The organism is Pseudomonas sp. P1.8, assembly GCF_001269805.1.
In the GTDB taxonomy this organism is placed as follows: domain Bacteria; phylum Pseudomonadota; class Gammaproteobacteria; order Pseudomonadales; family Pseudomonadaceae; genus Aquipseudomonas.
The window spans coordinates 26,863-48,835 of record NZ_LHVM01000005.1 but is presented as its reverse complement, the minus strand read 5'-3'; the positions used below and the strand labels follow the sequence as shown (position 1 = coordinate 48,835).

Below are 21,973 nucleotides of genomic sequence, written 5' to 3'. Positions count from 1 at the left end.
TGATAATCTGTTGACTAGCAGTCTGACTCCACAAGCACCCACACGAATTGCTTGATTCAGTTGTTAAAGAGCGGTTGGTTAAGATCTTTCGTCTCAACCGAGGCGCGCATTCTACAGCAGCCTCATTTGCTGTCAAGTGGTATTTTTCAGAAGTTTTCAAGGATTTCCTTAACAACTTCAACCACTTGCGCTTCAGATCTCTCGTCAGCGGGAGGCGAATTCTACAGCGTTACACGCTGCTGTCAACACCTCTTTTTCAACTTCTTTCTAGCTTCGATGACCTGAAGCAACCCGCTGCCGAAAACTGCGTAACTCTTTGTTTTCCAAGGAGTTTTCAGTTTCTACTGCGCCGGAAGTGGGGCGAATTATAGACATCTGAAATCTGCCGTCAACACCTATTTTCACAAATCTGTCATATAGGTCAAAACCGCCCCGAAAACAAAAAGGCCGACCCAATGGGTCGGCCTTTTGTGCCCCTCTACTTACAAGCTAGGGAACGCGAACTGCGAAGCTTCATGGCTTGCACGCTGCGGCCAGCGCTGGGTAATAGCCTTGCGGCGGGTATAGAAACGCACGCCATCCGGACCGTACGCATGCAAGTCGCCGAACAGCGAGCGCTTCCAACCGCCAAAGCTGTGGTAAGCCACTGGCACTGGCAGCGGTACGTTGACACCCACCATGCCGACTTCGATCTCGTCGCAGAACAACCGTGCGGCTTCGCCGTCACGGGTGAAGATGCAAGTGCCGTTGCCATATTCATGATCGTTGATCAGTTGCATGGCTTCTTCCAGGCTATTGACCCGGACAACACACAGCACCGGCCCGAAGATCTCTTCTTTATAGATGCGCATTTCTGGCGTCACATTGTCGAACAGGCAACCACCCAGGAAGAAGCCGTCCTCGTGACCCGCGACGGTCAGACCACGACCGTCTACGACCAGTGTCGCGCCGGCAGCTACGCCGTCTTCTACATAACCGCTGACTTTGTCGCGAGCCTGACCAGTGACCAAAGGGCCCATGTCCAGACCGCAGGAGGTACCGGCACCGATTTTCAGCGCCTGGATTTGCGGAACCAGCTTGGCCACCAGCGCATCAGCCACTTGATCGCCCACGCACACGGCAACCGAGATCGCCATGCAGCGCTCGCCGCAAGAGCCGTAAGCCGCGCCCATCAGTGCGCTGACGGCGTTATCCAGATCCGCATCCGGCATCAGCACCGCATGGTTCTTCGCCCCACCCAAAGCCTGAACGCGTTTGCCGCGCTTGGTGCCTTCGGAATAGATGTACTCGGCAATCGGCGTCGAGCCAACAAAGCTCAACGCTTTGACTTCCGGAGCTTCGATCAATGCGTCCACCGCAGTCTTGTCACCGTGCACCACGCTCAGCACGCCTTTCGGCAAGCCGGCTTCGATCAACAGTTGGGCGATCAACAGCGTCGAACTCGGGTCACGTTCGGATGGCTTGAGGATGAAGCAGTTGCCGCAAACGATCGCCAGCGGGTACATCCACAACGGCACCATGGCCGGGAAGTTGAACGGCGTGATACCGGCGACCACGCCCAGCGGCTGGAAGTCCGACCAGGCATCGATGTTCGGGCCGACGTTACGGCTGTATTCGCCCTTGAGGATTTCCGGTGCAGCGCAAGCGAACTCGACGTTCTCGATACCGCGTTTGAGTTCACCGGCCGCATCTTCCAGGGTCTTGCCGTGCTCTTCACTGATCAATTGCGAGATGCGAGCTTCGTTCTGCTCCAGCAGTTGCTTGAAGCGGAACATCACTTGGGCGCGCTTCGCCGGCGGGGTGTTGCGCCAGGCCGGAAATGCTGCCTTGGCGGCGTCGATGGCGCTCTGGATGGTTTCGCGGGTCGCCAGTGGCAACTTGTGGATTGCCTGACCGGTAGACGGGTTGAACACATCCACTGCGCGACCGTTCTCGGTCACCAGTTCGCCATTGATCAAATGCGGAATAACGCTCATGGAAGCTCCTGAAAAGTTGTCCACAGGCACCCGTTACCGGGCACCCGTTGTTTATAGGTATATAGAAGGAGAAATCAGTCGATCTTGCTCAGCACTTCGCCGACCGCGTCGAACAGACGATCCAGGTCCTGCGGCTTGCTGTTGAAGGTTGGGCCGAACTGCAGGGTGTCGCCACCGAAGCGAACGTAGAACCCGGCTTTCCACAGCGCCATGCCGGCTTCGAACGGACGCACGATCGCGTCGCCGTCACGAGGGGCGATCTGAATCGCGCCAGCCAGGCCGAAGTTGCGGATGTCGATGATGTTCTTGGTGCCCTTCAGGCCATGCAGCGCATTTTCGAAATGCGGTGCGACTTCGGCCACGCTCTGCACCAGGTTTTCCTTCTGCAGCAGATCGAGTGCTGCCAGGCCCGCGGCGCAAGCCACCGGGTGTGCGGAGTAGGTATAACCGTGAGGGAATTCCACTGCGTACTCAGGCGTCGCCTGGTTCATGAAGGTCTGGTAGATCTCGGAGCTGGCAATCACCGCGCCCATCGGGATCGCGCCGTTGGTGACTTGCTTGGCGATGCACATCAGGTCCGGAGTCACGCCAAAGGTGTCGGCACCGAACATGTTGCCGGTACGGCCGAAACCGGTGATCACTTCGTCGAACACCAGCAGTATGTTGTGCTGATCGCAGATCTCGCGCAGACGCTTGAGGTAACCCTGTGGCGGAACCAGTACGCCAGCGGAACCGGCCAGCGGCTCAACGAACACGGCGGCGATGTTCGACGCATCGTGCAGTTCGATCAGCTTCAGTAGTTCGTCGGCCAGGGCGATACCACCCTGCTCCGGCATGCCACGGGAGTAAGCGTTGCTTGCCAGCAAAGTGTGCGGCAAGTGGTCGACATCCATCATCGCCTGACCGAACAGCTTGCGGTTGCCGTTCACGCCGCCGAGGCTCGTGCCGGCGATGTTCACGCCGTGGTAGCCACGGGCACGGCCGATCATTTTGGTCTTGGTCGACTGGCCTTTCAGTCGCCAGTAGGCACGCACCATTTTCACGGCGGTGTCGGCGCACTCGGAACCCGAGTCGGTGAAGAACACGTGATTCAGATTGCCCGGCGTCAGGTCGGTGATTTTCTCAGCCAGCTGGAACGACAGCGGATGGCCGTACTGGAAGCCTGGCGAGTAATCGAGGGTGCCCAGTTGCTTGGCGACCGCGTCCTGGATTTCCTTGCGGGTGTGCCCGGCGCCGCAGGTCCACAGACCGGACAGCGAGTCATAAACCTTGCGCCCCTTGTCGTCGATCAGCCAGCTGCCTTCAGCACCAACGATCAAGCGCGGATCGCGCTGGAAGTTGCGGTTGGCGGTGTACGGCATCCAGTGAGCATCGAGCTTGAGCTGGCTGGCCAGAGAAGTCGGTGCGTTTTCGGGCAAGTTCATGAGCGAAACCTCGCAAGGCAATAAGCGGCGTAAGGATTAAAAACCGTTGTTGCAGCTAAATTGCCACGGAGATAAAGTCTGTGAAATCCAACTTTTGTAACCTTCAGTCAGGACTCCACTAAACTATGTCCAGTCGCCGACCCGATCCTCTGGCGCAAGTCAGCGACTTTGATATCCGCCTGTTGCGGATCTTTCGCAGCGTCGTCGAGTGCGGTGGTTTCTCCGCGGCCGAGACAGTGCTCGGCATCGGTCGCTCAGCGATCAGCCAGCAAATGAGCGATCTGGAGCAGAGACTCGGTTTGCGCCTATGCCAGCGTGGACGGGCCGGCTTCTCCCTGACTGAAGAAGGCCGCGAGGTCTATCAATCGGCCTTGCAGCTATTGAGTGCGCTGGAAAGTTTCCGCACCGAGGTCAATGGACTGCACCAACACTTGCGCGGCGAGTTGACGATCGGCCTGACCGACAACCTCGTCACCCTGCCCCACATGCGCATCACCCACGCCCTTGCACAACTGAAAGAACGTGGCCCGGACGTACAGATTCAGATCCGCATGATCGCGCCCAATGAAGTTGAACAAGGCGTGCTCGACGGTCGCTTGCATGTCGGCGTGGTGCCCCAGGCCAGTGCGCTGTCTGGCCTGGAGTATCAGCCGTTATATAGCGAGCGCTCGCTGTTGTATTGCGCCGTCGGCCATCCGCTGTTTTATGTTGATGACAGACAACTGGACGACTCGCGCCTGAACAGCCAGGACGCCATCGCGCCGACCTTTCGGTTGCCGGCGGACATCCAGGCCCACTATCAGGCGCTCAACTGCACCGCCAGCGCTTCGGACCGCGAGGGCATGGCGTTCCTGATTCTGACCGGGCGTTACATTGGTTATCTGCCGGACCATTACGCTGCACTTTGGGTACAACAAGGTCGCCTGCGTGCGCTGAAACCCAAGGCGCGGTTCTATGACCTGAGCCTCGCCTCGGTCACGCGCAAGGGTCGCCGCCCTCATTTGGTGCTGGAAAGCTTTCTGGAGAGCCTGGCCGCGACGCGATAGAAACCACCGAAAGCCCAGCAAACAAAGGCTCTGGAAGTAATAAAGATTCAATAACCTGAGCACTTGGACAGCTTTTTGCAATACATGGACAAACGTCCCGCTTGCGAAAAAGAAGACCCATGCCCATGCAGCCAGAAACTCCAAGCCAAAGTGATCTGATCTACGGCCTCGACGATCGCCCAAAACCAGCCGCCGCCCTCCTCGCCGCCCTGCAGCATGTCCTCGCCAGTTTCGTCGGCATCATTACGCCGCCGCTGGTGATCGGCTCAGCCTTGGGTTTGACCGCTCATCTGCCTTACCTGATCAGCATGGCGCTGATGGTCTCCGGGGTCGGCACCTTCATACAGGCACGTAGGCCTTTTGGTATTGGCGCCGGAATGATCTGCCTGCAAGGCACCAGTTTTGCGTTTTTGGGTGCAGTGTTGTCCGCCGGGTTTCTGGTCAAGCAACGAGGTGGAAGTCCGGAAGACATTCTGGCGATGATCTTCGGCGTGTGCTTCTTCGGTGCATTGGTGCAAATCGTGCTCAGTCGCTTTATCGGGCAACTTCGCCGGGTGATCACACCGTTGGTGACCGGTATCGTCATTACCCTGATCGGCATCAGCCTGATCAAGGTCGGCATTACCGACCTGGGGGGAGGCTTCAATGCGCCGGACTTTGGTGCGCCGGGCAATCTGGCCCTGGGCCTGTTCGTGCTGCTGACGATTATTTTGCTGAACCGCTCGAACACGCCGTGGATTCGCCTGTCCGCCATCATCATCGGGCTCGCGCTGGGTAGCCTGGCAGCCTGGTTCAGTGGAAAACTGGTCCCGCAGCCCTTGCCCGACCTGCCGCTGGTCAGCCTTGCGACGCCCTTCAAGTTCGGCTTCAGTTTCGACTGGAGCGCGTTCCTGCCGGTGGCGTTGATTTACCTGATCAGCACCATTGAAACCGTCGGCGACCTCACCGCCAACTGCATGCTTGCCCGACAACCCATCAGCGGCCCGTCCTATATCAAGCGACTCAAGGGCGGCGTGCTGGGCGACGGCGTCAGCTGCCTGATCGCCGCGACGTTCAGCGCGTTCCCCAACACCACATTTGCACAAAACAATGGCGTGATCCAATTGACCGGCGTCGCCAGCCGCTACGTCGGCCTGTACATCGGCGTGCTGCTGTTTTGTCTCGGGCTGTTTCCGTTGATTGGTGCGGTGTTGCAACAAATTCCGAAGCCCGTACTCGGCGGTGCCACGCTGGTGATGTTCGGCAGTGTCGCGGCGGCCGGTGTGCGCATCCTCGCCCAGGCGCCACTGGATCGGCGCAGCATGCTGATCATCGCCACTTCGTTCGGCGTCGGCCTGGGCATTGCAGCACAACCAAACTTGCTGCACTTGTTGCCAAAAGTGGTGCAAAACCTTTTCGACTCGGCCATTACCAGCGGCGGTCTGACCGCAATCCTGATGTGCGTGTTGCTACCGGAGTCGAAAGCCGATACACGTGCGAACAGTCACGAACCGATCGAGCAGGTATAAGGGTTTTATCGCTTCAGGACTTGTCTGAAACCGGTGGGTGCGCTATCAACGCACAGGCTGCACCCACCCACCCGTTCGGAAGTGCCCATGACCTTTGAAGTCCCAGCCCACGGCGGAAAACCCGCCAGCCGCATTCGTCAGAAGAACGAAGAGACCATCATCAAAGCCGCCGAAGACGAGTTCGCCCGTCACGGTTACAAAGGCACGAGCATGAACACCATCGCCCAGAATGCCGGATTGCCCAAAGCAAACCTGCATTACTACTTCACCAACAAACTCGGTTTGTACGTGGCGGTGTTGAGCAACATCATCGAGTTGTGGGACAGCACCTTCAACACCCTGACCGCCGAGGATGACCCGGCCGAAGCCCTGAGCCGCTACATTCGCGCGAAGATGGAGTTTTCCCGTCGACAGCCGCAGGCATCGCGGATCTTTGCGATGGAGGTCATCAGTGGCGGCGAGTGCCTGACCGAGTATTTCAACCAGGATTACCGCGCCTGGTTCCAGGGACGAGCGAGCGTGTTCCAGAGTTGGATCGACGCTGGCAAGATGGACTCGGTCGATCCGGTACACTTGATCTTCCTGCTGTGGGGCAGCACCCAGCACTATGCCGACTTTTCCACGCAGATTTGCCGAGTCACAGGTCGTTCCCGGTTGACCAAGCAAGACATGGAAGACGCCGGCAATAACCTGATCCGAATCATTCTCAAGGGCTGCGGCCTGACACCTGCCATTTAAGTACTTATGCCTTTTACCCTCAGCGACTTTTGCGAATACCGCGAAGAAATTCGCAAAAGCCGTTTCATCACATTCGCCGCCCCAATCTCCAGCCCAGTTGAAGCCCAGACTTTCATCGAACAACACAGCGACTTGAATGCCACCCACAATTGCTGGGCGTGGAAACTCGGCGATCAATATCGCAGCACCGACGATGGCGAACCTGGGGGCACCGCAGGTCGACCGATCCTGGCAGCAATCGAAGCGCAGGATTGCGACCAGGTCGTGGTGCTGGTGATTCGCTGGTATGGCGGCATTCAACTCGGCACCGGTGGCCTTGCCCGAGCCTACGGTGGCGGCGCCAATAAATGCCTGCAAGCGGCACCGAAGGTTGAGCTGATCAGCCGGGTACCGCTCAGTTGTGCCTGCGCCTTTGCCGAGTTGCCCCTGGTGAAGCTTCGGGTGGCGGAGGCAGGTGGACTGGTTGTGGACGAAACTTTTACCGCCAATGGCGTGGAGTTGCGGTTGGCGGTGGGTGAAGCGCGCATCGACTCCTTGCAATTGCAGCTTGCCGACCTGAGTCGCGGGCGGATTCTGTTGCAGCGGTGAACTGCGATCTTTTGGGGCACGGCGTTTTTTCGCCCATTCAACATTTGCCCACATCTACTGTGCACCCGGCTGTGGATAACCTGAGCACATACGTCTGTAACCCTTCTGTCATGCGGCTTTGCGGGCATTGTTCAAATTTCATCCAATTTTTTGTTCTGAACACCAAAATCTCGCAAAAACAATCAGTTACAGTGGTTTATCGCCTTTAGAAGAAAGCCACACAGTGCTTATGCCCGAGCTTTGCGCTTGCGCACAAATACTGTGGAGCAATCTGTGGATAACCCGTTCATGGCGGTCCCGGCGCCACGCACGGTATGGCCTGCATTCGATTGATCATTTTTTAATCAAAACACCACGATCAAATTCGGGGCCTGACCGAGGGCTCTGCCCTCAAGTGGTGCCGGATCCAGATCGACTGCTAGCGAAGCCGCGCACTGAGCAACTCGGCGGACGGGGCTTAAGCAATTTCCTGACCTAGTGGCCAGAAAATTGCTTTATCCACAGGCACAAGTCCAACAGCACCGAGCCTGCCATGTCCAATCCTGCCTCTACCCTTGATCCAACTCCACGGTTGCAACTACGTCGAATCAGCAAACGCTACCCCGGCTGCCTGGCCAACGATGCCATCGACCTGAGCATTGCGCCCGGCGAGATCCATGCCCTGCTCGGCGAAAACGGCGCAGGCAAGAGCACGCTGATGAAGATCATCTACGGCGTTACCCACGCTGATTCGGGCGAAGTGATCTGGCAAGGACAGCGGGTCAACCTGCGCAACCCGGCTCAGGCTCGCGAGTTGGGGATCGGCATGGTGTTCCAGCATTTCTCGCTGTTCGAAACCCTGAGCGTGGCGCAAAACATTGCCCTGGCCATGGGCTCGGCAGCGGGCACGCCGACACAGCTTGAACCGAAAATTCGCGAAGTGTCGCAACGCTATGGCATGGCACTGGAGCCAGAGCGACTTGTCCACAGCCTGTCCATCGGCGAACGGCAACGCGTCGAAATCATTCGCTGCCTGATGCAGGACATTCGCCTGTTGATTCTCGACGAACCGACTTCGGTGTTGACCCCGCAGGAAGCCGATGACTTGTTTGTGACCTTGCGCCGCCTCGCTGTCGAGGGCTGCAGCATTTTGTTTATCAGCCACAAATTGGGTGAAGTTCGCGCGTTGTGTCATAGCGCGACGGTGCTGCGAGCCGGGCGAGTAGCCGGGCATTGTGTACCGGTCGAGTGCTCGGATCAGCAACTGGCGAGGTTGATGGTCGGCGAAGCGGCGGACTTGATAACGGACTATCCGAAGGTGACCGGGGGGGATGTCTTTCTTGAGGTCAGCGGATTGTCCTGGCACAACCCGGACCCGTTCGGTTGTTCGCTCAAGGACATCGCGCTTGAAGTGCGCAGTGGCGAAATTGTCGGGATCGCCGGAGTGGCCGGTAATGGCCAGGATGAGTTGCTCGCGTTACTCAGCGGTGAAGAACCACTGACCGGCGACGAAAGCGCCAGAATCAGTTTCGGCCACGAGCCCGTCGCGCATCTGCGCCCCGACGCACGCCGTCAACTCGGACTGGCGTTTGTTCCTGCCGAACGACTGGGCCATGGTGCCGTACCGGAACTGAGCCTGGCGGATAACGCCCTGCTTACCGCGTTCCAACAAGGGTTGGTGAGCAAAGGACTTATTTCGCGCAGCAAGGTTCAGGCGCTCGCCGAAGACATCATCCACCGCTTCGGGGTCAAGGCGCCGAACAGCCAAGCCCCGGCCCGCAGCCTGTCCGGCGGCAATTTGCAGAAATTCATTCTTGGCCGTGAAATCCTTCAGCAACCCAGGTTGCTGGTGGCGGCGCACCCGACCTGGGGTGTGGACGTCGGTGCCGCCGCGACCATTCACCGAGCATTGATTGCCTTGCGCGACGCTGGCGCGGCGATCCTGGTGATCTCCGAAGACCTCGACGAACTGTTCCAGATCAGCGACCGCCTGGGCGCACTGTGCGGTGGTCGGTTATCCACGCTCAAACCTGCGGTCGATACCTGCCTGAGCGATGTCGGCGGCTGGATGGCCGGCCAGTTCGACGCGCCCCCATCATCCGCATCAGCCACGCGTTAACGGAGCCACACATGCTGCTTTCTCTTGAACCTCGCGGCCAGCAATCACGCCTGATGTTGTGGTGCTCGCCGTTGCTGGCAGCCGCCCTGACACTGGGCTGCGGCTCGCTGCTGTTTCTTACGCTCGGGCATGACCCGCTGCTGACCTTGCATACGTTGCTGATCGCACCAATCAGCGACTTGTACGGTGTCTCTGAACTTCTGGTAAAAGCCTTGCCAATCTTGCTGTGTGCGTTGGGTTTGGCCGTCGCCTACCAGGCGCGGATCTGGAATATCGGCGCAGAAGGCCAATTGCTGTTAGGCGCATTGGCCGGAAGTGCATTGGCGGTCAATATCATTGGCGTGCAAAGCCGCTGGGCGCTAGTGGCGGTCCTCCTCACGGGGACCTTCGCGGGTGCAGCCTGGGCCGGGCTGACCGCCTGGTTGCGCACGCGTTTCAACGCCAATGAAATCCTCACCAGCATCATGCTCAATTACATCGCCCTGAACCTCTTGCTGTACTGCGTCCACGGGCCGCTGAAAGACCCCGAGGGATTCAATTTCCCGCAATCGGCGATGTTCGGCGACGCCAGCCGCTTGCCGCTGTTGATGGAAGATGGCCGGGTGCACGCGGGGGTGTATTTCGCCCTCCTCGCGCTGGTGACCGTGTGGGTGTTGCTGCAGAAAAGTTTTGTCGGTTTCCAGATCAAGGTGCTCGGGCTGGATAAACGCGCGGCCAGTTTTGTAGGTTTTCGCGAGAAGCGCCTGATCTGGCTCGCGCTGTTGATCAGCGGCGGGTTGGCGGGGTTGGCGGGCGTGTGCGAAGTCACCGGGCCGATCGGGCAATTGGTGCCGCAGGTCTCCCCAGGGTATGGCTACGCGGCGATCACGGTGGCGTTTCTCGGCCGACTCAATCCTGTCGGCATTCTGTTTGCAAGCCTGCTGATGGCGTTGCTGTACATCGGCGGTGAGAGTGCGCAGATGAGTCTGAACCTGCCCCAAGCGATCACCCAATTGTTCCAGGGGATGATGCTGTTTTTCCTGTTGGCCTGTGATGTGCTGATTCTCTATCGACCCCGTTTGAACCTGCGTTGGGCACGCCGCGCACCCGCCACCGCCGTACACGCTGGAGCGCTGTGATGGATATCGATCTGTTGAGCAATATTTTCTACGCCATGATCCGCTGCGGTACGCCGCTGCTGCTGGTGGCACTGGGTGAACTGATCTGCGAGAAAAGCGGCGTCCTCAATCTGGGCCAGGAAGGCATGATGCTGTTGGGTGCGGTGACCGGTTTTATCGTCGCATTCAGCACCGGCAATCTTTGGCTCGGCGTGCTGCTGGCGATGCTGGCCGGGATGCTCTTGTCGTCGCTGTTCGCATTAGTGGCGCTGGTATTCAATGCCAATCAGGTCGCGACCGGCCTGGCGTTGACGATCTTCGGAGTGGGTCTGTCGACTTTCATAGGCGCAGCGTGGGTGGGCAAACCCCTGGCGGGATTCGAACCCTTGGCAATCCCTTATTTGAGTGAAATCCCGTTGATCGGGCGAATGCTGTTTGCCCAGGACCTGCTGGTGTATTTGTCTTTCGCACTGTTTGCGCTGGTGGCCTGGGTGATTCTGAAAAGCCGCGTCGGTCTGATTATCCAGGCAGTCGGGGAAAACCCGGACGCGGCCAGTGCCATGGGCTTGCCGGTATTGGCGGTACGTACATTGGCTGTGCTGTTTGGTGGGGCGATGGCCGGGTTGGCCGGGGCGTACCTTTCCCTCGCCTACACACCGATGTGGGCAGAAAACATGAGTGCCGGGCGTGGCTGGATTGCCTTGGCGCTGGTGGTGTTTGCCAGTTGGCGAGTCTGGCGTTTGCTGCTGGGTGCTTACCTGTTCGGACTCGCCAGCATCCTGCACCTGGTGGCGCAGGGGTTGGGGCTGGCGATACCGTCGAGTCTGCTGGCGATGCTGCCGTATGTGGCGACGATTGTGGTGTTGGTGTTGCTGTCCCGGGATGCGCTGCGTACTCGGTTGTTCGCGCCGGTTTCGTTGGGGCAGCCCTGGCAGGCCGGGCACTAGTGGTTGACGGGTCTGGCCATTTCGCGAGCAGGCTCGCTCCTACATTTGACCGAGTTCACACCCATCAAATGTGGAGTGAGCCTGCTCGCGATGGCTGCCGAACAGGCAACACCTGAGCGATGCCCAACGCCAGTTCAAACATCAGAAAAGCCATCAGAATCGAACTCGCGCCATGGATAAGCGCGTATGCCTGCCAAGTCGAAAACAGGAATCTGGCCACCGCGTCATATCGACCATACATCGCCCGGGGATCACGAATCCGCAGCACCGCCCACACGCAGACAATCGACCCCAACAAATTTGCCAGCAACATATGCACAGGTTCGAACGACGGCAGCTCGCCGGGCAGACCCAGCGCCTGACTTATCCCCAGCAAAACCCCATGCAATGCCGCAAAACTCCACGGCGTGACAAACGCCACCATCACGATCAGGTCATACCAGGCACTGCCTTGCACCAAACGACGATATTGCGTAGTAGTCCACATCGACATTGCTCCATCAATTCAGGGAGCAACAAGGCTAAAGCCTGGAGTATGCTCCAGGGTCAAGCCCCTCCATGAGACGTCATGATGCGCATCGGTGAATTAGCCCAGGCCAGCGCCGTCAGCCGCGACACACTGCGTTTCTACGAGCAGCGCGGTTTGATCGCGGCTCAACGCAGCGCCAATGGGTATCGCGATTATCCGGCGGACATGGTGCAGCTGGTGCAATACATCAAGACCGCTCAACGGCTGGGCTTCAGCCTCAGCGAGATTGGCCACAGCGTCGCGGCAATCTGGCAGTCGCCCGATCCCGACAGCGCTGTCACGCAATTGCTGCAAGACAAACTCAAACTGATCGAAGCCCGAATGGCTGAACTCGGCGCGTTGCGCGATGAGTTGCAACAACGACTCGGGCAACAGTGTCCATTGAATCCACGACCCTGACTTTTCAAGGAAGCCACTCATGTCCACGGCAAAAAACGCACTCATCATTGGTGCCTCTCGCGGGTTGGGCCTCGGCCTGGTGAAAACCCTGCTGGCCGATGGCTGGCAAGTCACCGCTACCGTACGCAATCCACAGAATGCCGAAGCCCTGCAGGCGTTGGGCAAGGTGCGGATCGAAAAACTCGACATGGACGATCAGCAAGCCGTGCTTGCCCTGAGCCAGCAACTCAATGGCGAGGTATTTGACTTGCTGTTCGTCAATGCCGGCGTCAAAGGCCCGGACGTTCAAACGCCGAACGGTGGGGCAACGATGGCCGAAGTCGGTCAGCTGTTTTTTACCAATGCCGTGGCGCCCATCAACCTGGCCCAGCACTTTGTCGGGCAGCTTCGTCCCGATACTGGCCTGCTGGCATTCATGAGTTCGGTGCTGGGCAGCGTGACCATGCCCGACGCGCCGGAGCTGGCGCTGTACAAGGCCAGCAAGGCGGCGCTGAATTCGATGACCAACAGCTTTGTCACTCAATTGGGCGACACCCGACTTACCGTGCTGTCGTTGCATCCGGGCTGGGTGAAAACCGATATGGGCGGTGAAGGCGCGGATATCGATGTGGACACCAGCACGCGCGGCCTGGTCGATCAGGTGAATGCGTTTGTTGGCAAAGGTGGGCATCACTTCATCAATTACCGGGGTGAGACCATTCCCTGGTAACACTACCGCCCACCTGTAGGTTATTTGTTGTCTTGTCGGGCCGGGCTTGCCGGCATCGACGTTTTGATCGACACTGCGCCCCTCGCCTCCCCGGCGACCCTGGATCAGCAGACAGGGCAACACTGAGCTGGCAACCCTGAACCCAACTTTCAGAGGAGCCGGCCAACATGCCTGCGACCCGTACCTGGTTAAAAAATCCCCTCGCCATTTTCACCTCCAACGAGCTCGATGCCCGTGGCGGCCTGGTGTTGCAAGACGGTGTAATCGTCGAAGTGCTCGGCGTCGGCCAGCAACCGTCCGCGCCATGCAATGAAGTGTTCGATGCCCGCGAACATGTGATCCTCCCGGGCCTGATCAACACCCATCACCATTTCTACCAGACCCTGACCCGTGCCTGGGCGCCAGTGGTCAATCAGCCGTTGTTCCCATGGCTGAAAACCCTCTATCCGGTCTGGGCACGCCTGACCCCGGAAAAACTCGCCCTCGCCACCAAAGTCGCCTTGGCCGAATTGCTGCTGTCCGGCTGCACTACCGCCGCCGACCACCATTACCTGTTCCCCGAAGGCCTGGAAAACGCGATTGACGTGCAAGTCGAAAGCGTTCGCGAACTGGGCATGCGCGCCATGTTGACGCGCGGTTCGATGAGCCTCGGCGAAAAGGACGGCGGCCTGCCACCCCAGCAAACGGTGCAGGAAGGTCAGGTGATTCTCGACGACAGCCAGCGCCTGATCGCCGAGTACCACGAACGCGGCGACGGTGCGCAGATCCAGATCGCCCTGGCGCCCTGCTCGCCGTTCTCGGTGACGCCGGAAATCATGTCCGCCAGCGCCGAACTGGCCAACAAACTCGACGTGCGCCTGCACACGCACCTGGCCGAAACCCTCGACGAAGAAGACTTCTGCCTGCAGCGTTTCGGCCTGCGGACCGTGGATTATCTGGACAGCGTCGGCTGGCTCGGCCCACGCACCTGGCTGGCCCACGGCATCCACTTCAACCCGGACGAAATCGCCCGCCTCGGCGACGCCAAAACCGGTATCTGCCATTGCCCGAGCTCTAACATGCGTCTGGCTTCGGGCATCTGCCCAAGCATTGACTTGACCGATGCCGGCGCCCTGCTTGGCCTGGGTGTGGACGGGTCGGCGTCCAATGATGCGTCGAACATGATGCTTGAAGCGCGTCAGGCGCTGTACATCCAGCGCCTGCGTTACGGCGCCGAAAAGATCACGCCAGAGCGCGTGCTGGGTTGGGCGACCAAGGGGTCGGCCAGTCTGCTGGGACGGACCGATATCGGCGAATTGGCCGTGGGCAAGCAGGCCGACCTGGCATTGTTCAAGCTTGATGAGCTGCGCTTCTCCGGCAGCCATGATCCGGTCTCGGCATTGCTGCTGTGCGGTGCGGATCGCGCGGATCGGGTGATGGTCGGTGGCAAATGGCGAGTGATTGACGGGCAGGTTGAAGGGCTGGATCTGAAGGGATTGATTGCCGATCACAGCCAGGCGGCTCGGCAGTTGATCAGCGGCGTCTGATAGGACGCCATCGCCAGCAAGCCGGCTCCTACAGGGTTGCTTTCGTAGGAGCCTGCTTGCTGGCGAAGCTTTTAAAGACCCAACAGCGACAACATGATGAACGTCGCAAACAAAACAAAATGCGTCATGCCTTCGATAGCGTTGGTTTCGCCGTCGTTGAGGTTGATCGCGCTGACGATCAGGGTGATGAAAATCATCACGGTCTGCACCGGGGTCATCGCCATCTGAAAGGGCTGGCCGGTGTAGAGCGCCATCGCTTCCATCACCGGTACCGTCAGGATCACCGTCGACAGCGACGCCCCCAACGCGATGTTCACCACCGACTGCATGCGATTGGCCAACGCGGCGCGCAACGCGGTCAGAATTTCCGGCGCCGCTGAAATCGCCGCGACCAGAATCGCCGTGATCACCGGCGGTGCACCCGTTCCTTCCAGGCCCAGGTCGAGGGTCTTGGACATTACCTCGGCCAGCGCGCCAATCACCACCACGCCAAATACCAACAGCCCGATGGACAGCGTCAGATTGACCGGCTGAGGTTCTTCGCCTGGCTCTTTCCTGCGGCGTTTGTCCGGGTAGCTGTAACTGAAAAAATAGCTGTGCGGACCGACCTGCATGCGCAAAAACAAAGCGTACAGCACCACCATTGCGCCGATGGTAAACGCGGAATAAAGCTTCCAGTTGGCTTCTGGAATGAACTCCGGCACCACCATCGACACGCCCATGGCCGTGAGAATCATCACCCCATAGCTACGCGCAGAATCATCGTTGTAGGACTGCTCGCCATGCTTGAGCCCGCCCATCAATGCGGCCAGGCCAAGGATGCCGTTGATGTCGAGCATAAGTGTTTTCTAGACATATTAATGGGTATACCAAACCTATACTCATTAAAATCAATGGGTTACGAGCATTTTTTGACACTGAAAATTTGACACCGTCAAACGAGCGGCTACTTTTGAAGAAGACCTCTGCTACGGGCCTCATTCAAATGCTCAGTTACGAAATCACCGACGACTCCCTATATTTCAGTTGGCCAGACGACGAGACGATACTCGGGTTTCGCTCTTCTACCCTGGCCGTTCCCTCTTGTTTTGACAGAGCTGCGCTCATTCAAATGGCTGAAGGAATCAAAAGCTTGTGCCTGAGTAATGCTGTGACCAGCTACAGGGGCCACTTCAGGTCTGCAAGAAACATTTTCAGCCAGGTTAAAAGCGATTCCCGACCGTTTCCGCCAGAACCAGAAAATTGGGACAACTTTGTCTTATCGCATTACGGTAATTTCCTTACAGATTCCCGGCGGAAATACGAAACGAGAATTGACCATTGGTCAGGGATTGCTTTTCTCTACAAGAAGCTGCAACGCAGCGGATTTATTCCCTCAGATGTTTATATCCCCAATGAAACGCTTTCCTCTAATGCGACATCAGATAGTAACAATGGCAACCCCCTTGGCCATCAACGTGAAAGGGCCCCCATACCAAAGGACATCGAATGTTTGCTACCAAAAAAATATCTAATCGAGGATGGCTTAAGTCTAAATGATGACGCATATCTTCTGAATCTCAAAAAGACCCTAGACCTTCGGACAGGCACAGTTGTTGATTGCTGCGTCGACTACTGGGAAAAAATGCTTCGGTGCCATGAGAAAGGTAGAGTTATTATTGAGAGCATTTCAATTGAAGAAATTGAAGATGTGTTGTCGTCAGGCTGCTTCCGCAAAAACGGTAAACATATTGCAGATCCTTCTACGGAAGACGGAATGCGCTGGTTTCTCGCTGCAGCGCACTATTACTTAAATTTTACCGACGAGCTCCCAACCTTAACCTACAAAGAGCTTAAAAAAATACCATTTTTTCACGGCGTTATACAAAACTCACACACCAGACCGAAAATAACTTCTGGTATATGGAGGGTCGCGCAAGATGATGGAATTGAAAACAACCAGGTAAATGAAACGTTTAATCGCCTACTTGGAAACCTCTCACCTAGAGATTGCGCGGTTGCTTGCGCAATCATCATCACTGAAAACCCAACGTTCAATCCAACTGCTCTAGGCAATGTCAAGCTTTACACACAAAATGGAAAATTTTATCTTCGAGGAAATTCTGATACGAAACGCATTACACTAAGCGTGAGCAAGCCTCGCGGTAGAGAGCGTAAAGTTTCGGTTCTTCCATCCCTCAGTACACGAATTATCCAAGATGTGATTCGGTGTACAAGAAATGTCAGGAAGCGACTTCTTGATAAAAAGAAAAGCGGCTGCCGGAAACTCTTCCTAATTTCAACACGCAACCAAGTAGGGTCTAACCCCGACTTTGCTAAATCGCTCTCTACCAATCCAGGACTTTCTCTGTACGACATTTACACATCGCAGCTAAAAAATGTCGGCATAACTCCACCCATGGTTAACCTGTATCGACTTAGATGCACGCAGGGAATGCTGGAATTTTTACGTACAGGAAGCCTCCAGGCAGTAGCTGATTTATTAGGAAATTCCGTTCAAGTTGTTGAGGCCAAATACATTCCTAAATGGATGGTTCACCGCTGGAATACTAGACTGTTAAGAGTCCTACATCAAAAATTAATCCTAGTTTCCACCGAGGGTAGCCCATGGCAACAGGAGGCTTCTGATTTTGAAACAAGAGAAGATCTTCAGAACTTTATTCGAAAAGTACTCCTGGGCCTAAACAGGGGTGACGCTTTGAGCGAAGCCATCCGCTCTCGACTGGGGCATTACGCTGCTGATCCAAGCTCGCTTATTCAGATGTTCGTAGAAAGTGAGATATTGTTTCAGTTATGTCCAAAAAGCCTCGCAGCGATTTATGCGTATGCAGACGTGATTGAAAAAATGCCACGCGAGGAAACAATGAAAATTGATCCCGGAACAGATCTCCCACTCTGGGTCTATGTAATCCTAAAAAAACTTTTTACCCAAACCGCTAATCTGGACTTCAATACTGCCTCGAACGCAGAAATCGCAATCGCGGACAGGATTGGAGGCGATTCATTGAGTTTATTAAAAAAAGCACACACTGAAGCACAAAACCTAGCCAAGAAATTCCAGCCATTAGTTGAGACTTTATAATGAACCCACTGATGGTAACTTCTACATGAATGATCTCCAAACAGATTTAAACGAAGCACGCATCCGAGCCATGATCGATCAGGCCGAATCGAAAAGTAGATTGAACAAACGTGATCTTACGTATAAGGCTGACTGGTTGGTGTCGGGTGAAATAGGCAGTGATAAATGGGAAGTCAACTTTCCAAATATTAATGAACCTACCTTTATTGACTTTAATCGTCTAATGCCGGACGGGAGCAACTTAGCCGACGAAAGTAATCAGCGGCTTTTGACGACACTACAAAAGTGGCTCTACCACTGTCGAATGGGTACTCTTACCGGCAAACTCGTCGCTCCAGGTCGCTGGATGAACTACCTCCAATTCTCGTTCAACCTAGCATCTTGGATAAAGCTACACCGATTCATTTATAAGCCTGAAGCAAATGGATTTATGCTGCTTGATACTGATGCTTGTGAAGCGATAGCTGATGAGCTGAGTACAGGGGGCTGGAATTCGGCACTGCTACTCAAAGAAAGATTCATTACACATCTTTTTCAAGTGATTGAGACGCAGTGTACCCTTGAAGCAATCCTAGACAATTTAGACGAGCTTGATGAGCAATTCAAGTCATCAGCCATTCGCTACTTTCAGGATAATAATTTGTACGTAGGTATCGCACAAGACAGTAATTACACGAAAGGAATGCTTTCTCGAGAATATATTGCAGAAGTCTTGGGAAAAGCACCTACAGCACTTCACGCGCCGAGCTTCAGATTATTTATTAGGCAATTCGAGCCAAAACTTACAAACGCAGATGTTTTGCAGGTCGGCACGCGCAAAAACCTTCATTACACCCAAAATACCAAATCGATAGAGGACGCAGCCGATACCAGTTTGAGCGTTAAACACTTCAAAGATCAGCTTTACTTTATGAAGTTGTTTTTTAACGGGCATAGCAAATTACCTGATGACATCCCAAAAATAGATATCGATATTGAATCTTTGGTCAAAGAATATGCGACCAACCTCAAAAGTCCGGGACACACTAATTTAATCCCGCTCACCATTGGTCTGGACGCGCTAAATGAAGCAGCGAAGTGGGTAACGGTATATGGCGAGGCAGTTGTAAACTCCTTGATTTTTTACATCGAGAAATTCAGAGAAATCGACGAAAATTATTCACTTTCTAAACAATCCGTGAAGAAGCAAGAGCTTTTTGAAGAAACTAAACATCTATGGATGACTAAGGATATAGAGGGATTGCCTGCCCAGCGCTTAGATGAAGCGTTAAACATTACCAAACTGCAAACCAAAAAGAAAAAAAAATTCCCAACTGGCGAAACGCACTATAAAGCTGTTATGGAGAGCTTTTTTGGCGCCTGCGCACTAGTCATCGGTATGCTTAAGCCAATTCGCAACAAGGAAATAAGCCATCTCGATCGGGCGTGCCTATGGCTTGATAATCCTGGCGGCGGAGCATTCTTGGAACATGAAGCCGGGAAAGCGGGCCAGATAGGAATTAACCCAGATATCATACGCCCGATACCATCACTGACTGCCCGAGCCATTCAACTCCTTCAAGTTCTTGGTGTTGGACTCTCTAAAATTTATAATGATGAACGGCCTCACGCCGAGAAATTGTTTTATATACCCGGCAGGGGTTTCAAGCTCCCGCCACCGAAATGCAATATGTGGAAAGTAAACTTATGCTTGAATAGCTTTTGCGAGATTATTAACACGCCAATAGACAAAAAAGGTCGACGTTGGTATATCCGCGTGCACGAAATGCGAAAGTTCTTCCTCCTGATAACTCACCGCCACTACGGGGACGGGTCTAAAGAGTTGCTTAGATATTTAGCAGGGCACGCTGACCGGAGGAACATTGATGACTATACTGCTTATGACATATCCGATGCCGAAGCGATACGGTACGAATCCGAGTGTATCGACGACAAGCTTATTGCTTTAGAACTGGGAATATTAACAAAAGAAGGAAATGATGGGTTAGTCGCTCTCCACGCCGAGGCACTTAAGCACTTCGATGCAACGAGCATATCAACCATAAGCAAAAGCGAATTCATGAAATATCTAGACAAAGTGGGATATCGCTCCGACTTTGATATGAAAACTTATTCAATCAGGCTGGAAAATTACGACGCTGATGTCTATGCCATCGATTTTGCTATTAAACTAGGCGAAAGAAAAGATGAGAAATACGACAAGTGATAATTTTAGACTTCGTCTAAAGTGGTTAGCAGAGATCACCGAGAGAAAAATTAATCCATCTAAACTGGAAATAAATGCGCTAAGCACAATGCGTCTTTTTTGTGGCCTGAGGGTATCAAAATGGTTCGATAAAATCTCGTTGAACTCATTAAAGAGCGCTGCTTTAGAACTTAGCGAGCAGCAACGTGGACTGGATCTCTGGATTGATCTCAAGTCCATGAGGGCAGCAGCTTTCGCTTTGCATGTTCCCAACGCCGCTACACCGCCAACCGCCCCTATGCCTTCCGCTGAAGACCAGGCAAAAAGCGCCTTACTAGATGCGCACATAAGCTCTATGGCTTATTTTGAACTTTACAAATTTATGTCGCTTCTCGTCCAGCAAAACTCAAATAATGCAAGCGAAATATTGGCAAGTATTGATATAAAACTTCAGACCTCAAAGGCAAAACATTATTCTTTTCTGATACACCACAACAACTTTACCGCATCCAGCCTTACTGTGATCAAAGGAGGAAAAGACGGTGGGTAAGCAATTATATACCATTTATGAGAAAGCTAGGCTGCCCGGAAAGGCAATACCCATATACAAAAAAAACAAAGATAATTTCATAGGAAAAACCAAAGTAATTAATAATTTGGTGCTAGTTCGATGGCCTAATGGACGCCCGTGCCATTTGATAAACATGTGGCTTACTAATATATGTGCTACTACCAATGCAACAGAAACCGCCAAAACATATGCTGCTCAAATTTCATCATTCGTTCGATACTGCTACAGGAACCAAGTTTCAATTACAGAGTTCACCGAACACAATTTCGTAGCCATGAAGGAATTTTTAGTTCAAGAAACGATTGTGACGCCATCCGGTGTACGGCTGGCTCGTAACAACAACCAAACAATACAGATTCAAAAACGCACATTAGATTTCCTGCACTGGATAACCGACAATCACCCAGAAGTATCAATATTTAAACTCGTCGGGGTCAAGGATACTGGTGCGAACATCACAGTAGAGGTAAAATTTAGCAAGTGGAATGGAAGAAGCTATCTATATCACCCAGAAATAGTTTCGCCAGTCCCTTACAACGATGACAAAGTGCCAATCGACGAAGAAACCATCCAAAAACTCCAAAATGAGATCATCCGAAAGCACGACGTGGAACATTTGCCAGTTCGCTCAAAACTCAAATCGATAAAAGATATCGACCTGTTCACAGCTACCAACATATATTTATATGAGCGGCGAATGTGTCTTATTAGGACGATGAAACTTATGGGGCTTCGCCCAGAAGAGCTGCATGAACTCCCTTTGGAGCTAAATAACAACATCACGAGGACAAAGCAAATTACAGCCCCAACAAGGAAACGAGGCGACCCAAGCCTTGTTCGCAGATTTAAAATCGACTTTCCGTCCGCCCGACGTTTCAATCAATATCTAGAGGCTCGTCAAGAGTACATAGATTTTTTACAATCAAAAGGCATTTATTGCTTACATCCAAATAATTTTTTTATAGGTGAAAACGGCAAGGCGCTAAAGAAATCGTCAATTACCAAGGAGTTTGATCGATTGTGCGAAGGTGCAGGCCTAACGAGTTCACGCGTATGCCTCTCAATGTTTAGGCATCGCTTTGTTACTCGCGAAATCAACATTAGGCTTGAAGCACGGTTCGCTAAAAATCCGCACCTAAAAAATGGATGGACGCCTGAACTTAGGGATAGCGTATGCCTGGAGGTGGCTGAACTTACAGGGCACGCTGATCCCGACTCACTGTACAATTATTTTTACGCAGAATATAAGGCCATCACTTCGATCTCTAGCTATAGTGAAAAATTGAGGATTCGTGATGAACTCGAATCGGCTAAAGAGGACTTAGTCAATCTGGAGCATCAATCGCGGCTACGAAAAATCGATTTGACGTCAGAACTCCAGTTGATAAGAACTCGTATAAATGAAATGCATTCAAAGCTGTTCGGATTTGAGTGAGCAAGGCTCAAGCGCAAAGATGGTAGGCGTACAGTTACGCGTAGTGCAAATGCATTAACTGTGCGCTCTATATGCCTTAACGATTTCTCGTAACAATTTATATCCGCCTATGGAA

General features: G+C 54.2%; 17 protein-coding genes and 1 pseudogene. 14 read left to right on the top strand and 4 right to left on the bottom strand.

The window, feature by feature from the left end; all coding sequences use genetic code 11:
- Positions 1–482: 482 nt before the first annotated feature.
- Together AD668_RS02540 and AD668_RS02535 are read right to left on the bottom strand one after the other, a co-directional pair.
- Entirely contained in the window at positions 483–1,976 is a 1,494-nt protein-coding gene (locus AD668_RS02540) for a CoA-acylating methylmalonate-semialdehyde dehydrogenase (RefSeq protein ID WP_053154210.1), read from the bottom strand.
- A gap of 74 nt (positions 1,977–2,050) precedes the next feature.
- The gene (locus tag AD668_RS02535; RefSeq protein ID WP_053154207.1) at positions 2,051–3,400 is read right to left on the bottom strand and encodes an aspartate aminotransferase family protein; all 1,350 of its coding nucleotides are present in this window, start codon (positions 3,398–3,400) and stop codon (positions 2,051–2,053) included.
- Between the two features lie 125 nt (positions 3,401–3,525).
- On the opposite strand from AD668_RS02535, the gene AD668_RS02530 reads away from it, so the two are divergent.
- The 7 genes from AD668_RS02530 (at position 3,526) to AD668_RS02500 (ending at position 11,422) form a co-directional block, all read left to right on the top strand.
- A complete protein-coding gene (locus tag AD668_RS02530) occupies positions 3,526–4,446 on the top strand; it encodes a LysR family transcriptional regulator (protein ID WP_053154204.1) in 921 nt (306 codons plus the stop codon).
- A gap of 125 nt (positions 4,447–4,571) precedes the next feature.
- On the top strand, positions 4,572–5,954 hold the full coding sequence (locus AD668_RS02525; RefSeq protein WP_053154215.1) for a uracil-xanthine permease family protein: 1,383 nt from the start codon (positions 4,572–4,574) through the stop codon (positions 5,952–5,954).
- An 87-nt stretch (positions 5,955–6,041) separates the two neighbouring features.
- Positions 6,042–6,692 (top strand): TetR/AcrR family transcriptional regulator, encoded by a 651-nt coding sequence (locus AD668_RS02520; protein ID WP_053154201.1) that lies wholly within the window; start codon positions 6,042–6,044, stop codon positions 6,690–6,692.
- 6 nt (positions 6,693–6,698) lie between these two features.
- Positions 6,699–7,280 carry a YigZ family protein gene (locus tag AD668_RS02515; protein ID WP_053154198.1) on the top strand — a complete coding sequence of 194 codons (582 nt, stop codon included), beginning with the start codon at positions 6,699–6,701 and terminating at the stop codon, positions 7,278–7,280.
- 532 nt (positions 7,281–7,812) lie between these two features.
- Positions 7,813–9,378 (top strand): ABC transporter ATP-binding protein, encoded by a 1,566-nt coding sequence (locus AD668_RS02510; RefSeq protein ID WP_053154195.1) that lies wholly within the window; start codon positions 7,813–7,815, stop codon positions 9,376–9,378.
- Positions 9,379–9,389: 11 nt separating this feature from the next.
- On the top strand, positions 9,390–10,496 hold the full coding sequence (locus AD668_RS02505) for an ABC transporter permease (protein ID WP_053154192.1): 1,107 nt from the start codon (positions 9,390–9,392) through the stop codon (positions 10,494–10,496).
- Positions 10,496–11,422 (top strand): ABC transporter permease, encoded by a 927-nt coding sequence (locus AD668_RS02500; protein WP_053154189.1) that lies wholly within the window; start codon positions 10,496–10,498, stop codon positions 11,420–11,422. The genes AD668_RS02505 and AD668_RS02500 overlap by 1 nt, the downstream gene beginning before the upstream one ends.
- Positions 11,423–11,486: 64 nt before the next feature.
- On the opposite strand, the gene AD668_RS02495 is transcribed toward AD668_RS02500, so the two are convergent.
- Positions 11,487–11,909, bottom strand: coding sequence for a hypothetical protein (locus AD668_RS02495; protein ID WP_053154186.1), 423 nt, complete (start codon positions 11,907–11,909; stop codon positions 11,487–11,489).
- Positions 11,910–11,993: 84 nt separating this feature from the next.
- Between AD668_RS02495 and AD668_RS02490 the strand changes: the two genes are divergently transcribed.
- From AD668_RS02490 to AD668_RS02480, 3 genes are all read left to right on the top strand, one after another.
- Positions 11,994–12,350 carry a MerR family transcriptional regulator gene (locus AD668_RS02490; protein WP_053154212.1) on the top strand — a complete coding sequence of 119 codons (357 nt, stop codon included), beginning with the start codon at positions 11,994–11,996 and terminating at the stop codon, positions 12,348–12,350.
- A gap of 19 nt (positions 12,351–12,369) precedes the next feature.
- Positions 12,370–13,059 carry an SDR family oxidoreductase gene (locus AD668_RS02485; protein ID WP_053154183.1) on the top strand — a complete coding sequence of 230 codons (690 nt, stop codon included), beginning with the start codon at positions 12,370–12,372 and terminating at the stop codon, positions 13,057–13,059.
- A 167-nt stretch (positions 13,060–13,226) separates the two neighbouring features.
- Positions 13,227–14,585, top strand: a complete 1,359-nt coding sequence (locus AD668_RS02480) for an 8-oxoguanine deaminase (protein ID WP_053154180.1) — start codon at positions 13,227–13,229, stop codon at positions 14,583–14,585.
- A 71-nt stretch (positions 14,586–14,656) separates the two neighbouring features.
- Here AD668_RS02480 and AD668_RS02475 read toward each other — a convergent pair.
- Positions 14,657–15,427, bottom strand: a pseudogene (locus tag AD668_RS02475) (calcium:proton antiporter); the annotation flags it as partial.
- 110 nt (positions 15,428–15,537) lie between these two features.
- Here AD668_RS02475 and AD668_RS29370 point away from each other — a divergent pair.
- Genes AD668_RS29370 through AD668_RS02455 form a run of 4 tightly spaced genes read left to right on the top strand, consistent with a single transcriptional unit; the run spans position 15,538 to position 21,858 of the window.
- Positions 15,538–17,667, top strand: coding sequence for a hypothetical protein (locus tag AD668_RS29370; protein ID WP_156322299.1), 2,130 nt, complete (start codon positions 15,538–15,540; stop codon positions 17,665–17,667).
- A gap of 25 nt (positions 17,668–17,692) precedes the next feature.
- Positions 17,693–19,873: a hypothetical protein gene (locus AD668_RS02465; RefSeq protein ID WP_053154174.1), complete on the top strand. Its 2,181-nt coding sequence runs from the start codon at positions 17,693–17,695 to the stop codon at positions 19,871–19,873.
- Positions 19,854–20,402 (top strand): hypothetical protein, encoded by a 549-nt coding sequence (locus AD668_RS02460; RefSeq protein ID WP_156322298.1) that lies wholly within the window; start codon positions 19,854–19,856, stop codon positions 20,400–20,402. The genes AD668_RS02465 and AD668_RS02460 overlap by 20 nt, the downstream gene beginning before the upstream one ends.
- On the top strand, positions 20,395–21,858 hold the full coding sequence (locus AD668_RS02455; protein WP_053154168.1) for a hypothetical protein: 1,464 nt from the start codon (positions 20,395–20,397) through the stop codon (positions 21,856–21,858). The genes AD668_RS02460 and AD668_RS02455 overlap by 8 nt, the downstream gene beginning before the upstream one ends.
- Positions 21,859–21,973: the final 115 nt, after the last annotated feature.

Excerpts from the sequence above, each read along its gene's own strand:
- AD668_RS02540 (WP_053154210.1), bottom strand. The coding sequence starts at position 1,976 with ATGAGCGTTATTCCGCATTTGATCAATGGCGAACTGGTGACCGAGAAC.
- AD668_RS02535 (WP_053154207.1), bottom strand. The coding sequence starts at position 3,400 with ATGAACTTGCCCGAAAACGCACCGACTTCTCTGGCCAGCCAGCTCAAG.
- AD668_RS02530 (WP_053154204.1), top strand. The coding sequence starts at position 3,526 with ATGTCCAGTCGCCGACCCGATCCTCTGGCGCAAGTCAGCGACTTTGAT.
- AD668_RS02525 (WP_053154215.1), top strand. The coding sequence starts at position 4,572 with ATGCAGCCAGAAACTCCAAGCCAAAGTGATCTGATCTACGGCCTCGAC.
- AD668_RS02520 (WP_053154201.1), top strand. The coding sequence starts at position 6,042 with ATGACCTTTGAAGTCCCAGCCCACGGCGGAAAACCCGCCAGCCGCATT.
- AD668_RS02515 (WP_053154198.1), top strand. The coding sequence starts at position 6,699 with ATGCCTTTTACCCTCAGCGACTTTTGCGAATACCGCGAAGAAATTCGC.
- AD668_RS02510 (WP_053154195.1), top strand. The coding sequence starts at position 7,813 with ATGTCCAATCCTGCCTCTACCCTTGATCCAACTCCACGGTTGCAACTA.
- AD668_RS02505 (WP_053154192.1), top strand. The coding sequence starts at position 9,390 with ATGCTGCTTTCTCTTGAACCTCGCGGCCAGCAATCACGCCTGATGTTG.
- AD668_RS02500 (WP_053154189.1), top strand. The coding sequence starts at position 10,496 with ATGGATATCGATCTGTTGAGCAATATTTTCTACGCCATGATCCGCTGC.
- AD668_RS02495 (WP_053154186.1), bottom strand. The coding sequence starts at position 11,909 with ATGTGGACTACTACGCAATATCGTCGTTTGGTGCAAGGCAGTGCCTGG.
- AD668_RS02490 (WP_053154212.1), top strand. The coding sequence starts at position 11,994 with ATGCGCATCGGTGAATTAGCCCAGGCCAGCGCCGTCAGCCGCGACACA.
- AD668_RS02485 (WP_053154183.1), top strand. The coding sequence starts at position 12,370 with ATGTCCACGGCAAAAAACGCACTCATCATTGGTGCCTCTCGCGGGTTG.
- AD668_RS02480 (WP_053154180.1), top strand. The coding sequence starts at position 13,227 with ATGCCTGCGACCCGTACCTGGTTAAAAAATCCCCTCGCCATTTTCACC.
- AD668_RS02465 (WP_053154174.1), top strand. The coding sequence starts at position 17,693 with ATGAATGATCTCCAAACAGATTTAAACGAAGCACGCATCCGAGCCATG.
- AD668_RS02460 (WP_156322298.1), top strand. The coding sequence starts at position 19,854 with ATGAGAAATACGACAAGTGATAATTTTAGACTTCGTCTAAAGTGGTTA.